A 14,703-nucleotide genomic window follows, 5' to 3' on the forward strand; every position below is an offset into this window, starting at 1 on the left:
GTTAAACCATTTATTTGCGTTAAACAATTTAGTAGCGTCAAGCTATGCGTCATTATCAAATTATCCTTGCACAGCAGCTAAACGGCGCAGCACATCAGCACCCACATCAGAAATAGCTACCAGACGGGCCTCTCGCCCTTCGGCCTGATAAGCTAAATGTAGCTCGACATCAGCCTGAGGCAAGAACCCAGCGCCTTGCTGAGGCCACTCCACCAGACAAATTGCCTGCTTATCGAAGTAATCACGAATGCCCATAAACTCCAGTTCTTCGGGGTCAGCCAAACGATACAGGTCAAAATGATAAACCGGCCTTGGAGTCAAGGCGTAAGGTTCAACCAAGGTATAAGTGGGGCTTTTAACATGCCCTGAATGGCCAAGGGCCTGGAGGAAGCCGCGGCTAAAAGTGGTTTTTCCGGCACCTAAGTCACCGAATAGATAAATAACGCTGGCACCCTCGAAGGCATGAGCCAAATCGCCCCCTAACGCAACGGTCGCTGCCTCATCGGGCAGAGGTAAAACGAGTTCTTTCATTCTGTGATATCTATTTTGCTAACTCAGGATTAACGTACTTCGGAATAACTGACAGCAAATCTGTGGCCAGTAAACCCCGGGTGCCTTGAACTTCAGCCAGTGTATCTGCGGCAACGCCATGCACAACACAACCTGCACAGGCAGCATCATACAGCACCAGCTTTTGCGCTATCAAACTCCCAATAATGCCGGACAGAATATCCCCCATACCACCGGAGGCCATACCCGCATTACCGACATCAGCAATCGCCATCTCGCCTTGTTCACTGGCAATAAGAGTACCAGCCCCTTTCAAAACCACCACACCACCATATTGTTTAACGATGTTACGGGCAGAAAGTAAGCGGTCACTCTCAATATCAGCGACGCGGCAACCGAGCAGACGTGCCGCTTCGCCAGGATGGGGGGTCAACACCCGATTCTGACGCTTCAGCGGATTTAATGCCAGCAAGTTGAGTGCATCTGCGTCCCATAATGCTGGTTTATCACTTTGTTGCAATAAATTCAGAGCATTCCTGCCCCAATCAGACTGCCCTAACCCCGGCCCGATCACCAATACATCAGCCCAATTAAGACTTTTTTCGAGGGTTTCATCAGTTAATTCCTGCACCATCAACTCAGGGCGCGCAGCCAGAATCGGCGCAACATGCTCAATGTGAGTAAGTACTCGCACCAGCCCTGCACCGCTGCGCAAAGCGGCTTCTCCTGCCATGCGAATCGCGCCGCCGAATCCTTTATCGCCCCCTACCAGCAATAAGCGGCCGTGCTCGCCTTTATGGGCACAGGGGCGGCGTGGTTTCAGCCATTGCGGCAAGTGATCCGCCGTAATGCGCTCAATTTGCACCGGCTGAGTGCTTAGCCATAGTGTTAACCCCAGATCATTGCAGTGCAAATGCCCCACCCAATCACGGGCTTGCCCGGTGAGTAAACCGGGTTTCAGTGTGACAAAAGTCAGGGTGTGATCAGCGCAAATAACTGAGCCTGGAGCCGCTCCGCTATCAGCACTCAGCCCTGACGGAATATCCAGAGCAATTTTTGCAGCCCGATGGCGGTTTGCTGTGTCAATTAGCGTAGCATATACCCCTTGTGGTGCGGCTCGAAGACCAATACCCAACAAACCATCAATAATTAAATCGATATGTTGTGGCCAGGATATGTCAGGTTGGTTAATTACACCGCCAGCGGCCAGCCACTGAGATTGCGCCTGATGGGCTTCAGCAGGTAGAGGCCGATTACCAGGGCAAGCAATAACGGTAACATTCAAACCCGCGGCCAATGCCCGGCTGGCAACGATGTAGCCATCGCCACCGTTATTACCATGGCCACACAGAACCAGCCAGTGACGCGCGGCAGGATATTGCTTTCGCGCCAGTTCAAATGCGGCATTTCCGGCTCTCACCATCAGGTCAAATAAGCTCAGAGAGAAGTGTGCGGCAGCAATCGCCTCATTCTGGCGCACCCAGTCCGCAGAAAAAACAGAGTGTGGTAAACTGGCTCCGATTTGTTTCTTACTATGGTCCGTCATGGCACACCCCCTCGATCTGAATCAGTTAGCCCAACATATCAAGCAATGGGGGCAATCGCTAGGTTTCCAGCAAGTCGGTATCTGCGATACAGACTTGTCAGCAGAGGAACCGCGATTACAGGCCTGGCTTGATAAACAATATCATGGCGAAATGGCCTGGATGGCCCGCCACGGTATGCTGCGCGCGCGCGCCCATGAATTATTACCCGGCACTTTGCGGGTGATCAGCGTGCGAATGAATTATCTGCCTGCCAAGGCCGCATTTGCCAGCACATTAAAGAATTCAGAACTCGGTTATGTCAGCCGTTATGCCTTAGGTCGTGATTATCATAAATTGTTACGCCAACGCCTGAAAAAATTGGGTGATATGATTCAGCATTATTGTCTTGAGCAGGCGGCCGGCGATGTCAATTTCCGCCCGTTCGTCGACTCTGCGCCAATAATGGAGCGATCCCTGGCGGCTAAAGCGGGTATCGGCTGGGTTGGTAAACACTCACTTATTTTGAATCGTGATGCTGGCTCCTGGTTCTTTCTTGGCGAGCTACTCATTGATCTGCCGCTGCCAGTCGATAAACCGCAAGAAGAACAATGTGGTCGCTGTGTTGCGTGTATTACCACCTGTCCGACAGGGGCTATCGTCGCTCCCTATACTGTTGATGCGCGCCGCTGTATTTCCTATCTAACGATCGAGTTGGAAGGCGCAATACCAGAAGAATTTCGCCCGCTGATGGGTAATCGTATTTATGGTTGTGATGATTGCCAACTAATCTGCCCGTGGAACCGCTTTTCACAATTAACCGATGAAGAAGATTTCAGCCCACGAGCTGTATTGCATACACCACAGCTATTGGATTTATTCGCCTGGAATGAAGAGAAGTTTTTACGGAACACGGAAGGCTCTGCCATCCGCCGAATTGGTCATCTGCGCTGGTTGCGCAATATCTCAGTCGCATTAGGCAACGCGCCCTATCTCGATAATATTGTCTTGGCATTGGAAGCACGTCGCGGCATTGATCCCATGTTAGATGAACATATTGAATGGGCCATCTCACAACAATTGAAAAGACGGTCTACACTGATTGGGGATGTTCAATCGCCGCAGAAAAAACGGCTGGTGAGAGCGATTGAGAAAGGCCTGCCACGCGATGCCTGATACTGCTTTTGCCTAATGTCGAATGACATTAAGCAGAGTTTTTTAACTATTTCTATAATGAATACACTCAGAGTTTTCCTGTGTATAAAAATAAAAACACCTTGGCAATCAAGTGCAAAAAAAAGCACAAGTGATCGGCATAACGTTTTTATATAAAAATATATGCAATTAAATCAGGTAATTAAAAAACAGGAAATTAAAGCGGTTAAATTATGAACTGAATAAAAAAACAGCAGAATCTGTGGATAACTCTGTTGAAGAAGTTAATACAATGTATGTTACACGGTATGGAGCACGTGATTGGGCTGTGGATAATTAAAACAGAATTGAATGGAAAAATTTGGAGCGGGAAACGAGACTCGAACTCGCGACCCCGACCTTGGCAAGGTCGTGCTCTACCAACTGAGCTATTCCCGCATTGAGATGCCGTTTAGGCAACATTTGACTATCTGAAATCAGCTATTTGCAATAAATAATTTTGGAGCGGGAAACGAGACTCGAACTCGCGACCCCGACCTTGGCAAGGTCGTGCTCTACCAACTGAGCTATTCCCGCGTCGCCGTCATGCGTTATTAAAAAAAACACATCACTTTTATATTATTCATTTCTATTACTGTGACCAATCTCTTTATTACTCAAGAAATTGGAGCGGGAAACGAGACTCGAACTCGCGACCCCGACCTTGGCAAGGTCGTGCTCTACCAACTGAGCTATTCCCGCTCTGGGCCATAATTTCCGGTACTGAATCCGTTTGCGCTTGTTTGCAAATTCTTCATCGGTACGGGGTGCGCATTATACGAGAAATCCGTTTTGCCGCAAGCCACTTAAACCAAAAAAATCATTTTTTGGTTTAAGTGCCGATTAAAACAACAATATGCTGTTTTTACCAGCGTCTGACAAGTATATACCCAAAGTCATTGGCGCAGCAGGTAGTCAGCCAGCGTACCCCGATGAGCTTACATAAGTAAGTGATCGGGTAAGCGAGTGCAGCGAACACTCCTGCTGTTTCAAGGACGAAGGGGATTAAGATTGAATAAAATGTTCGCGGTAGTAGGCCAATTCGGCCACGGACTCGCGAATATCATCCAGTGCCTGATGAGTATTTTGCTTTTTAAAACCGGCCAAAATCTCGGGTTTCCAGCGGCGCGCTAGCTCTTTCAAGGTGCTAACATCCAGATAGCGGTAATGGAAGTATGCTTCCAACAGTGGCATATAACGGAATAAGAAGCGGCGATCTTGGCCCACACTGTTACCACAGATAGGCGAAGTGCCTGCCGGAACCCACTGCTTTAGAAACTCAATGGTTTGCAATTCAGCATCATGATCATTAAACGGGCTGGCTTTGACCCGCTCGACCAAACCACTGCCAGTATGAGTACGCACATTCCACTCATCCATTAGCCCAAGCTGCTCATCAGACTGATGGACAGCCAACACCGGGCCTTCTGCCAGGATATTCAAATTAGCATCGGTGACCAGAGTGGCTATCTCGATGATCCGATCCCTTTCAGGATCAAGACCGGTCATTTCCAGATCGATCCAGATCAGATTATTTTGATTTTCTGCCATGATATTTCCTGCCTGTTAGCTGGGGAGACTACCGAACAAACGGTTTATTGATAAAATAATGTGTATCATAGCCTTTTTGGTCGCAACCAGCGACATACCCAACGTAAGTGGGGTCGCAGCTAACAATACTGAGACTTCAAGTATGAAGAGTATAAATGCAGATTCAAGTGAGGCGCAGTGAGCAAGAATAAACTGTCCAAAGGTCAACAACGCCGTGTGCAGGCCAACCATCAGCGCCGGCTACGCACTGATAGAAAACCTGAGTTAGATGACTCTCAGCTTGGCGATGCGCAAGAAGGTATCGTAATCAGTCGTTTCGGTCAGCATGCTGATGTCGAAGCCACCGATGGTGTTCAGCATCGTTGTAATATCCGTCGCACCATCAAATCACTGGTTACCGGTGACCGCGTGGTCTGGCGTCCCGGCCTGCAAGCGCAGGAAGGCGTTCGGGTTAAAGGTATCGTCGAAGCCGTTCATGAGCGAACATCAGTTCTGACGCGCCCAGATCTCTATGACGGCGTGAAACCGATCGCGGCGAATATTGATCAGATCGTTATCGTTTCGGCGATCTTACCCGAGCTTTCTCTCAATATTATCGACCGCTATCTGGTGGCCTGTGAAACATTGGATGTCGAGCCGTTAATCGTACTGAATAAAATCGATTTACTGGATGCCGATGGCCGTAAATTCGTTGATGGCATGATGGATATCTATCGCCGTATTGGCTACAACGTCTTGGAAGTTTCCAGCCAGACCCGTGAAGGGATGGAAGCCTTTGAACAGGCGTTGGCTGGGCGGATCAGTATCTTTGCCGGTCAGTCTGGTGTCGGTAAATCCAGCCTACTCAATGCGCTGTTACCGCCAACGGATAACGAAATTCTAGTGAATACCGTTTCGGATAACTCAGGTTTGGGCCAACACACCACCACCGCCGCTCGTTTGTATCATTTCCAGCATGGTGGTGATGTGATTGATTCACCGGGTGTTCGTGAATTCGGCCTCTGGCATCTGGCTCCGGAACAAATCACCCAAGGATTTGTCGAATTTCGTGATTATCTTGGCCATTGCAAATTCCGCGATTGTAGCCACACCAACGATCCCGGTTGTGCGCTGCGCGAGGCGGTAGAGCAAGGCAAAATTGCCGAAGAACGCTTTGATAATTACCATCGGATTCTGGAAAGTATGGAACAGGCAAAACCCCGCAAGACATCAGATAGCGACGAAAAGTGATGTCTTTATAGCGATTTTCAAATTCTATACTTAATGACTTATATCGTGGCGCATAGATAAAATGCGCCCCTAATTTTTATAGCTCATAGTTTTTATAGCTAATAGCAAACCCAAGAGGTCTACGTGCTGGACAGTATCAAGATCAGATTACAATATTTACTCCCAAAACAAGGCCTGACCCGTTTGGCTGGCTGGGGTGCGGATAAGCAAGCTGGATGGTTGACACAACTGGTTATCAAGGCGTTTGCCCGCTACTACAAAGTCGATATGAAAGAAGCACAAGATCCTGAATTCTCTGCTTATCGCACATTTAATGAATTCTTTGTGCGCCCGCTACGTGCAGGTGTGCGCCCAGTTGTCGCAGAGGAAAATCTATTCGCTCAACCTGCTGATGGTGCTATCAGTCAGTTAGGCACTATTCATGATGGGCAAATTTTACAGGCAAAAGGCCACGACTACAGTGTGGAAGCTTTGCTGGCAGGTAACTATATGCTTGCTGCCGAGTTCCAGAATGGTCAGTTTGTCACTACCTATCTGGCACCTCGCGACTATCACCGGGTGCACATGCCATGTGATGGTGTGTTGCGTGAAATGATTTATGTGCCGGGTGATTTATTTTCGGTCAATCCATTGACCGCAGCGAATGTTCCCAACCTGTTTGCCCGTAATGAACGCGTCATTTGTATCTTTGATACCGCCTTTGGCCCGATGGCCCAAATTTTAGTAGGTGCTACTATCGTTGGTAGCATCGAAACCGTCTGGGCTGGCACTATTACTCCACCACGCGAAGGTGTTATTCGCCGCTGGACCTACCCACAAGCAGGGGCTGAAGGTGCGATAGCATTGGAGAAAGGGCAAGAAATGGGCCGCTTTAAATTAGGCTCTACGGTGATTAACCTGTTTGCTGAAGGCAAAGTGTATTTAGCGCCACAGTTAAACAGCGGTTCGGTGACCCGTATGGGTGAAGTTCTCGCCGAAGCCGTCCCTGTTACTCCGCCGTGCTAGCCTTCGGCTTAAGACATAATTGATGTTAAGGAGCCCTTACTTGCGCCCAATGATTTCTTGGCCTTTGAGCAAATTACTGCCTTTTGGCCTGCTACTGTCGTTTGTCATGTTGTTATCCCTGCCGCTGCATGCGGCAACTCAGCCAAATGAAGAACAGCTCAGGCAAGAGTTGAAACAGGCTGAAGCCAATAAAGGGATGGCAAATCAGGCAGAAATTGTTCAGGCGCTGCAAGGGGCTCTTAGTTGGCTGGCGGATGCGAAAGAGTCTGATATCCGCGCTCAGCAGTATCAAAAAGCCATTGATGACTTCCCCAAGCTGACCCGCGAACTACGCCAACAGTTAGCACAAGAAGGGGATAAACCCCTGCCGGTGCCTAACAATATGTCCACGTCCGAGTTGGAGCAGCAGGTACTGCAAATCAGCAGTCAGTTGTTAGAGCTGAGCCGCCTGTCACAGCAAGAACAAGATCGCGCCCGCGAAATCAGTGAGTCACTCAATCAACTGCCACAACAGCAATCAGAAGCCCGACGAATTCTGACAGAAATCAGCTCACGTTTGCAGGCGCAAAGTGGCCCAACTACGCCAGCCGCACAAGCTCAGCTGGCGCTATTACAAGCTGAGGCCGTAGCGCGCAAAGCAAAAGCCAATGAGCTGGAGCTTTCTCAGCTTTCCGCCAATAATCGCCAAGAATTATCACGGCTACGTGCCGAACTCTACAAAAAGCGTCAGGAGCGGGTCGATGCCCAGCTTCAGGCATTGCGTAATACCCTGAATAATCAACGCCAACAGGCTGCAGAACAAGCACTTGAGCGAACAGAGCTACTGGCCGAGCAAGGTGGCGATTTACCGGCGTCGATTACTCAGCAATTACAGATAAACCGTGAGTTGTCTCAAGCACTGAATCAGCAAGCGCAGCGCATCGATCTTATTTCCTCGCAGCAACGTCAGGCTGTCTCACAAACCCAGCAAGTCCGGCAGGCACTCAGCACCATTCGTGAGCAGGCCCAATGGCTAGGGGTTTCAACCGCATTAGGTGAAGCACTGCGCGCACAGGTTGCCAGGTTGCCGGATGTACCAAAAAATCAGCAATTAGACCGTGATATGGCCCAGTTACGGGTTCAGCGCCTACAATATGAGGACATGCTCGAGAAGTTACAGCAGCAAAATGTCAAATTAACTCAAGATGATGGCACGCCGCTCACTACCGAACAGCAGCGGATTCTGGACGCCCAGTGGCGTACTCAACGTGAATTATTGAACTCTCTGCTCTCTGGCTATGACACCCAGATTCTTGAATTGACCAAGCTGAAAGTGGCTAACAGCCAGCTAGTGGATGCCTTAAGTGAAGTGCGTGAGGCTACCCACCGTTACCTGTTTTGGGTCGCTGATGTCAGTCCGATATCACTCTCCTATCCAGTGAATGTTGCTCATGATCTTACCCGCTTATTGTCGCTGGATACGTTAGCGCAGTTGAGTGGGGCTTTCGTGATGATGATGACTAGCCAGGAAACATTGCTACCAATTATTGGTGCGCTACTGTTTGTTGGTTTCAGTATCAGCTCTCGCCGCCACTATCATGCCTTCCTTGAACGTGCCAGCAGCCGTGTAGGCAAAGTGACCCAAGACCATTTTTCCCTGACGCTACGTACCGTGTTCTGGTCGATTTTGATGGCACTCCCGCTACCGGTTTTATGGGCAGCGGTCGGTTATGGATTGCAAAATGCCTGGTCATATCCGATGGCAATTGCCATTGGGAATGCCGTCACCGCGACCGTGCCAGTGCTGTGGGTATTTATGATAAGTGCTTCATTTGCCCACCCACATGGCCTGTTTATTACCCATTTCCGCTGGTCACCGACCCAAGTCGGTAGGGCAATGCGGTTCTATCGTATGTCAGTGTGGTTGATTATCCCGCTGATGATGGCACTGATTACCTTCGAAAATTATAACGACCGTGAATTCGCCGGCACGCTGGGCCGGTTATGCTTTATTTTGCTGTGTATCGCCTTGAGTTTGGTGACCAACAGCTTGAAGCGGGCCGGGATTCCTCTCTATCTGGATAAGAAAGGTTCTGGCGAGAATATCGTAAATGTGGCGCTGTGGGGGCTACTGCTGTCTGCACCATTGATTGCCGCATTAGCATCTGCGCTGGGTTATCTCACTACATCACAGGCACTGTTGGCACGTCTGGAGACCTCGGTTGCTATATGGTTCTTCTTGTTGGTGGTTTACCATATTATTCGCCGCTGGATGCTGATTCAGCGTCGCCGTATTGCCTTTGATCGTGCCAAGCAGCGACGCGCCGATATCCTGGCGCAACGCGCCCGTGGTGAGGATGATACGCCGCACAATAACAGCACCGAAGGTTCCATTGATGTAGAAGAGCCGGTAATTGATCTGGATGTGATCAGCGCTCAGTCTCTGCGGCTGGTGCGATCCATTCTGACCATGATCGCATTGGTTTCAGTGATCGTACTGTGGTCTGAGATTCACTCGGCTTTCGGCTTCCTGGAAAACATTCGGCTGTGGGATGTTTCATCGACGATCAACGGTATTGAGTCGGTACAGGCGATCACGATGGGATCATTATTGATCGCCATTTTGGTGATGATTGTGACCACACAACTGGTGCGGAACCTCCCTGCGCTGCTGGAACTGGCACTGTTACAACATTTGGATCTCACGCCGGGAACAGGCTATGCCATTTCGACTATCACCAAGTATCTATTGATCCTGTTCGGTGGCTTACTCGGCTTCTCAATGTTAGGGATTGAATGGGCGAAATTCCAATGGCTGGTTGCCGCACTGGGTTTGGGTTTAGGCTTTGGTTTACAGGAGATTTTCGCCAACTTTGTCTCTGGCTTGATCATCTTGTTTGAGAAACCGATCCGTATCGGCGATACCGTGACCATTCGTGATCTCACCGGTAGCGTAACCAAAATCAATACCCGTGCGACGACTATCTCAGACTGGGACCGTAAAGAAATTATCGTGCCGAATAAGGCCTTTATTACTGAGCAATTCATTAACTGGTCACTGTCGGATTCCATCACCCGTGTGGTGCTGACGGTACCGGCTCCAGCCGAAACCAGCAGTGTGGAAGTGACGGAGGTATTACTCACCGCTGCGCGCCGCTGTACGTTGGTATTGGATAACCCGCCACCGGAGGTCTATTTGGTTGATCTCCAGCAAGGGATACAGATTTTCGAGCTGCGTATCTATGCCGCAGAAATGGGCCATCGCATGCCACTGCGCCATGAGATCCACCAGCTGATTCTAGCTGGTTACCGCGAGCACGGTATTACTCTTCCATTCCCACCTTTCCAGGCTCGTCTGGAAACACTGGGGCGTGGGAATGTGGTTTCGTCAAATCGAACTCGTACACCGGGTAGTTTGTGAAATAACTGAGTGAGTAAGAAACAAAAATGCCCTGACCTGTGAAGGATCAGGGCATTTCTTTTAACACCGCTGTGGTGCCAAGAACACCAGACATTCCCCAAAGTTATTGGTGTCGCAGCAAGGCAGCAAGTAAGCGCCCCCCGATGAGCTTACTGGAGTAAGTGATTCGGGTGAGCGAATGCAGCTAACACCGCTGTAGCGCCAGGAACGAAGGGGAATTAGGCGATATTGACCGGGAAGGCAATAACATCACTCAGCTTTTCCGCCCCTAACGCCAACATCACCAGACGATCAACCCCTAATGCCACGCCAGAACAATCCGGCAAACCGTGCTTCAGGGCATCAATCAGATTCATGTCGATAGGATGTTGTGGCAAACCCCGTTTTTCACGGCTGCGATTATCTTGCTCAAAACGTTTCAGTTGCTCATCACCGTCAGTCAGTTCATGGAAGCCATTCGCCAACTCAATACCTTTAAAGTAAACCTCAAAACGTTCTGCCATGCGGTGATCTTCTGTGCTGATCACGGCAAGAGAAGCTTGAGATGCCGGGAAGTGATACACAAAAGCCGGTTTATCACGGCCAATGTGGGGTTCAACCCCAACGGTGAACAGCAATTGCAGCAGCGTATCGCGATCTTCTTCTGTATCGGCAATATTGCTTAAATCCAGTTTGGCTGCGGCTTCGCGTAATTGCGCTTTATCCGCCGATAGAGGGTCAATATCCAAATGACGCAAGAATGCCTGCTGATAAGAAAGCCTTTCTGAGCTATCGCACTCCAGAATTTGTTGCAACAGATCATCCACCTCATCCATCAGACGATACATATCATAATGCGGGCGATACCATTCCAGCATAGTGAATTCAGGATTGTGATGACGGCCAGCTTCTTCATTGCGGAAACTGCGCCCCAATTGGTAGATAGAGCCGCTACCCGCCGCCAACAGACGTTTCATGTGATATTCCGGACTGGTCATCATGTACAGCGTCAAACCATCGGCAGCGCCCGGGCCAACAAACCGGGTTTGGAATGGAACTAAATGAATGTCCGTCACTGTCGCTTGGCTCATGGTCGGCGTTTCAACTTCTAATACGCCCCGATCGGCAAAAAAACGCCGGATCTCTGCCATTATTGCTGCGCGCTTCAACAAATTGGCGATGGGTGCACTCGGCTGCCAGCTTGCCGTTTCGCTCATGGTGGTTAACTCCGAAATCAAACAGGGGGTGCAGTCTACTCGCATCTACTCACTCAGACAAATCTGTCACTCATCTGCCAGATTTTCCCTTCGAATTCAGCATTTCACTCTGTGAAAAAGACTTTTGCCCAGCATATCCTGTCTGGGATCACGTTTTTGCTAGTAATGTCCTTAAGGTAGTTCAAATAAAACAAAACAATCGATCACATCAAATTTCTAGCTCTTAACATTGGGTATAATTATTCCCATGTAAAAAGTAAGAAATAGTTATTTTTAATATCATCATTCTGGTCGCTGACTAATAAGTTAGCGTGATAATAATTTAAAAAATATATATAGATTTTAATTATATATACCAAAAGTAATTCGAGTTGCAGGAAAGTGGTAATGGAGTGAGTCCCGATGCGCCTATCTATTTTAAGGTCAACAGGTAGCCAATGATTCGGGTGAACGAAAGCAGCCAACACACATGCAGCTTGGAGTATGACGGTATTTCACTTGAACAATGGAGAAGCGCAGTGCAAACCTTTAACGCCGATCTTGCCATTATCGGGGCTGGGGGAGCTGGTTTACGTGCAGCAATAGCCGCAGCGGAAGCCAACCCTCAGCTGAAGATTGCTCTGATCTCGAAAGTATACCCGATGCGTAGCCATACTGTGGCTGCCGAAGGGGGATCAGCTGCTGTCACACAGGACCACGATACCTTTGACTATCATTTCCACGATACCGTAGCCGGTGGCGACTGGTTATGCGAACAAGATGTTGTGGACCACTTTGTCCATAGCTGCCCGGAAGAAATGGCACAGTTGGAAATTTGGGGCTGCCCATGGAGCCGTAAACCAGATGGTTCTGTTAACGTCCGTCGTTTCGGCGGAATGAAAATTGAACGGACCTGGTTTGCAGCAGATAAAACCGGCTTCCACATGCTACATACCCTATTCCAGACTTCTTTAAAATACCCACAAATTCAACGATTTGATGAGCATTTTGTGCTGGATATTCTGGTGGATGATGGTCAGGCTCGTGGTGTTGTTGCCATGAATATGATGGAAGGTACTCGGGTACAAATCCGTGCCAATGCTGTGGTCATGGCCACTGGCGGCGCAGGTCGGGTTTATCGTTATAATACCAACGGCGGTATTGTTACCGGTGATGGTATGGGGATGGCCTTCCACCACGGTGTGCCACTGCGTGATATGGAATTTGTGCAATATCACCCTACCGGTTTACCTGGCTCAGGTATCTTGATGACCGAAGGTTGTCGCGGTGAAGGCGGTATTCTGGTCAACAAAGACGGCTACCGTTATTTACAGGATTACGGCATGGGGCCAGAAACCCCGCTCGGCGAGCCAAAGAACAAATACATGGAACTAGGCCCGCGCGATAAAGTATCGCAAGCCTTCTGGCATGAATGGCGTGCCGGCCGCACTATCGCCACACCACGTGGTGATGTGGTCTATCTAGATTTACGCCACTTGGGCGAGAAAAAACTGCTTGAGCGCCTGCCATTCATCTGTGAATTGGCAAAAGCTTATGTCGGTGTTGATCCGGTTAAAGAGCCAATCCCTGTGCGCCCAACCGCGCATTACACCATGGGTGGCATCGAAACCAACCAGCAGTGTGAAACCCGAATCAAAGGGCTGTTCGCTGTTGGTGAATGTTCTTCTGTTGGTCTGCACGGTGCAAACCGTCTGGGCTCCAACTCACTGGCAGAACTGGTGGTATTTGGCCGTCTTGCTGGTGAACAAGCTGCTCTACGCGCCATGGAAAGTACTCCTGCCAATGGCAGTGCGCTGGATGCACAGGCCCGTGATGTGGAGACTCGCCTGAGCAACCTGATGAAACAGGAAGGGACTGAAAACTGGTCTAAAATCCGCGATGAAATGGGCTTATCAATGGAAGAAGGTTGTGGCATTTACCGCACACCGGAACTGATGCAGAAGACCGTGGATAAACTGGCTGAGCTGAAAGAGCGCTTCAAACGCGTGAAAATCACCGATAACTCCAGTGTTTTCAATACCGATCTGCTCTATACCATTGAGTTAGGCTATGGTTTAGATGTGGCCGAATGTATGGCCCACTCTGCACTGAATCGTAGAGAATCCCGCGGGGCGCACCAGCGTCTGGATGAAGGCTGTACCGAACGTGATGATGTGAACTTCCTCAAACACACGCTGGCCTTCCATACCCCAGGCGGCGCACCTCGCCTTGAATACAGCGACGTAAAAATTACCAAGCTGGCCCCGGCAAAACGCGTTTATGGTGGTGAAGCTACCGCCCAAGATGCAAAAGATGCAAAAGATGCAAAAGATGCAAAAGATTTAAAGGATAAGGAGCAGGCGAATGACTGATATGAAACTCCTGAAAATGGAAGTCATGCGCTATAACCCGGAACGTGATAGCGAACCTCACTTCGAAACCTTTGAAGTGCCTTACGATGAGCAGACCTCTCTGTTGGATGCGTTGGGGTATATCAAAGATAACCTGGCACCAGATCTGTCTTATCGCTGGTCTTGCCGGATGGCCATTTGTGGCTCGTGCGGCATGATGGTCAACAAAGTGCCAAAACTCGCCTGTAAGACTTTCCTGCGCGAATATACCGGTGGGATGAAGGTTGAGGCGCTGGGTAACTTCCCAATTGAGCGCGATTTAGTGGTTGATATGACTCACTTTATTGAGAGTCTGGAAGCCATCAAACCTTATATCATTGGCAATGAACGTAAACCTAAAGACGGTCCGAATAAGCAGACTCCGGCCCAAATGGCGAAATACCACCAGTTCTCTGGCTGTATTAACTGTGGCCTGTGCTATGCCGCCTGCCCGCAGTTTGGTCTGAATCCTGAGTTTATTGGCCCAGCAGCCATCACTCTGGCTCACCGTTACAATCTGGATAACCGTGATCACGGTAAGAAAGAGCGTATGCCACAGCTTAACGGCAAAAATGGTGTCTGGAGTTGTACCTTTGTTGGCTACTGTTCAGAAGTTTGTCCTAAGCACGTTGACCCTGCGGCTGCTATCCAGCAAGGCAAGGTTGAGAGTGCGAAAGACTTCATGATCGCCATGCTGAAACCACAATAAAGGAGGGGAAACAGTA

The 14,703-nt window shown here is 49.4% G+C and carries 10 protein-coding genes and 3 tRNA genes; 6 read left to right on the top strand and 7 right to left on the bottom strand.

What is annotated here, in order from left to right:
* Positions 1-60: 60 nt before the first annotated feature.
* Both tsaE and nnr read right to left on the bottom strand, forming a co-directional pair.
* Positions 61-531: a tRNA (adenosine(37)-N6)-threonylcarbamoyltransferase complex ATPase subunit type 1 TsaE gene (tsaE, locus tag ACF3VQ_RS18875; RefSeq protein ID WP_392432521.1), complete on the bottom strand. Its 471-nt coding sequence runs from the start codon at positions 529-531 to the stop codon at positions 61-63.
* 10 nt (positions 532-541) lie between these two features.
* Entirely contained in the window at positions 542-2,056 is a 1,515-nt protein-coding gene (gene nnr / locus ACF3VQ_RS18880; protein ID WP_392432522.1) for a bifunctional ADP-dependent NAD(P)H-hydrate dehydratase/NAD(P)H-hydrate epimerase, read from the bottom strand.
* On the opposite strand from nnr, the gene queG reads away from it, so the two are divergent.
* Positions 2,055-3,209: a tRNA epoxyqueuosine(34) reductase QueG gene (gene queG / locus ACF3VQ_RS18885; protein ID WP_392432523.1), complete on the top strand. Its 1,155-nt coding sequence runs from the start codon at positions 2,055-2,057 to the stop codon at positions 3,207-3,209. The two genes, nnr and queG, sit on opposite strands and share 2 nt — an antisense overlap.
* A 341-nt stretch (positions 3,210-3,550) precedes the next feature.
* On the opposite strand, the gene ACF3VQ_RS18890 is transcribed toward queG, so the two are convergent.
* The 4 genes from ACF3VQ_RS18890 to orn form a co-directional block, all read right to left on the bottom strand.
* Positions 3,551-3,626 (bottom strand) — tRNA-Gly (locus tag ACF3VQ_RS18890).
* 62 nt (positions 3,627-3,688) lie between these two features.
* Positions 3,689-3,764 (bottom strand) — tRNA-Gly (locus tag ACF3VQ_RS18895).
* Positions 3,765-3,853: 89 nt separating this feature from the next.
* Positions 3,854-3,929, bottom strand: a tRNA-Gly gene (locus ACF3VQ_RS18900).
* Between the two features lie 303 nt (positions 3,930-4,232).
* Complete coding sequence (gene orn / locus ACF3VQ_RS18905) at positions 4,233-4,778, bottom strand: oligoribonuclease (RefSeq protein WP_392432524.1); 546 nt, start codon at positions 4,776-4,778, stop codon at positions 4,233-4,235.
* A gap of 177 nt (positions 4,779-4,955) precedes the next feature.
* On the opposite strand from orn, the gene rsgA reads away from it, so the two are divergent.
* From rsgA to mscM, 3 genes are all read left to right on the top strand, one after another.
* Positions 4,956-6,008, top strand: a complete 1,053-nt coding sequence (gene rsgA / locus ACF3VQ_RS18910) for a small ribosomal subunit biogenesis GTPase RsgA (protein ID WP_032910415.1) — start codon at positions 4,956-4,958, stop codon at positions 6,006-6,008.
* Between the two features lie 123 nt (positions 6,009-6,131).
* Positions 6,132-7,013 carry an archaetidylserine decarboxylase gene (gene asd / locus ACF3VQ_RS18915; RefSeq protein WP_392432525.1) on the top strand — a complete coding sequence of 294 codons (882 nt, stop codon included), beginning with the start codon at positions 6,132-6,134 and terminating at the stop codon, positions 7,011-7,013.
* Between the two features lie 40 nt (positions 7,014-7,053).
* Positions 7,054-10,413, top strand: coding sequence for a miniconductance mechanosensitive channel MscM (gene mscM / locus ACF3VQ_RS18920; protein WP_392432526.1), 3,360 nt, complete (start codon positions 7,054-7,056; stop codon positions 10,411-10,413).
* A gap of 218 nt (positions 10,414-10,631) precedes the next feature.
* On the opposite strand, the gene epmA is transcribed toward mscM, so the two are convergent.
* A complete protein-coding gene (gene epmA / locus ACF3VQ_RS18925; RefSeq protein ID WP_392432527.1) occupies positions 10,632-11,609 on the bottom strand; it encodes an elongation factor P--(R)-beta-lysine ligase in 978 nt (325 codons plus the stop codon).
* 518 nt (positions 11,610-12,127) lie between these two features.
* On the opposite strand from epmA, the gene frdA reads away from it, so the two are divergent.
* Together frdA and ACF3VQ_RS18935 are read left to right on the top strand one after the other, a co-directional pair.
* Positions 12,128-13,960 carry a fumarate reductase (quinol) flavoprotein subunit gene (gene frdA / locus ACF3VQ_RS18930; protein ID WP_392432528.1) on the top strand — a complete coding sequence of 611 codons (1,833 nt, stop codon included), beginning with the start codon at positions 12,128-12,130 and terminating at the stop codon, positions 13,958-13,960.
* A complete protein-coding gene (locus tag ACF3VQ_RS18935) occupies positions 13,953-14,687 on the top strand; it encodes a succinate dehydrogenase/fumarate reductase iron-sulfur subunit (RefSeq protein WP_005156463.1) in 735 nt (244 codons plus the stop codon). The genes frdA and ACF3VQ_RS18935 overlap by 8 nt, the downstream gene beginning before the upstream one ends.
* Positions 14,688-14,703: the final 16 nt, after the last annotated feature.

Origin of the sequence: Yersinia fenwicki (genome assembly GCF_043099325.1) — a bacterium.
Taxonomy (GTDB): domain Bacteria; phylum Pseudomonadota; class Gammaproteobacteria; order Enterobacterales; family Enterobacteriaceae; genus Yersinia.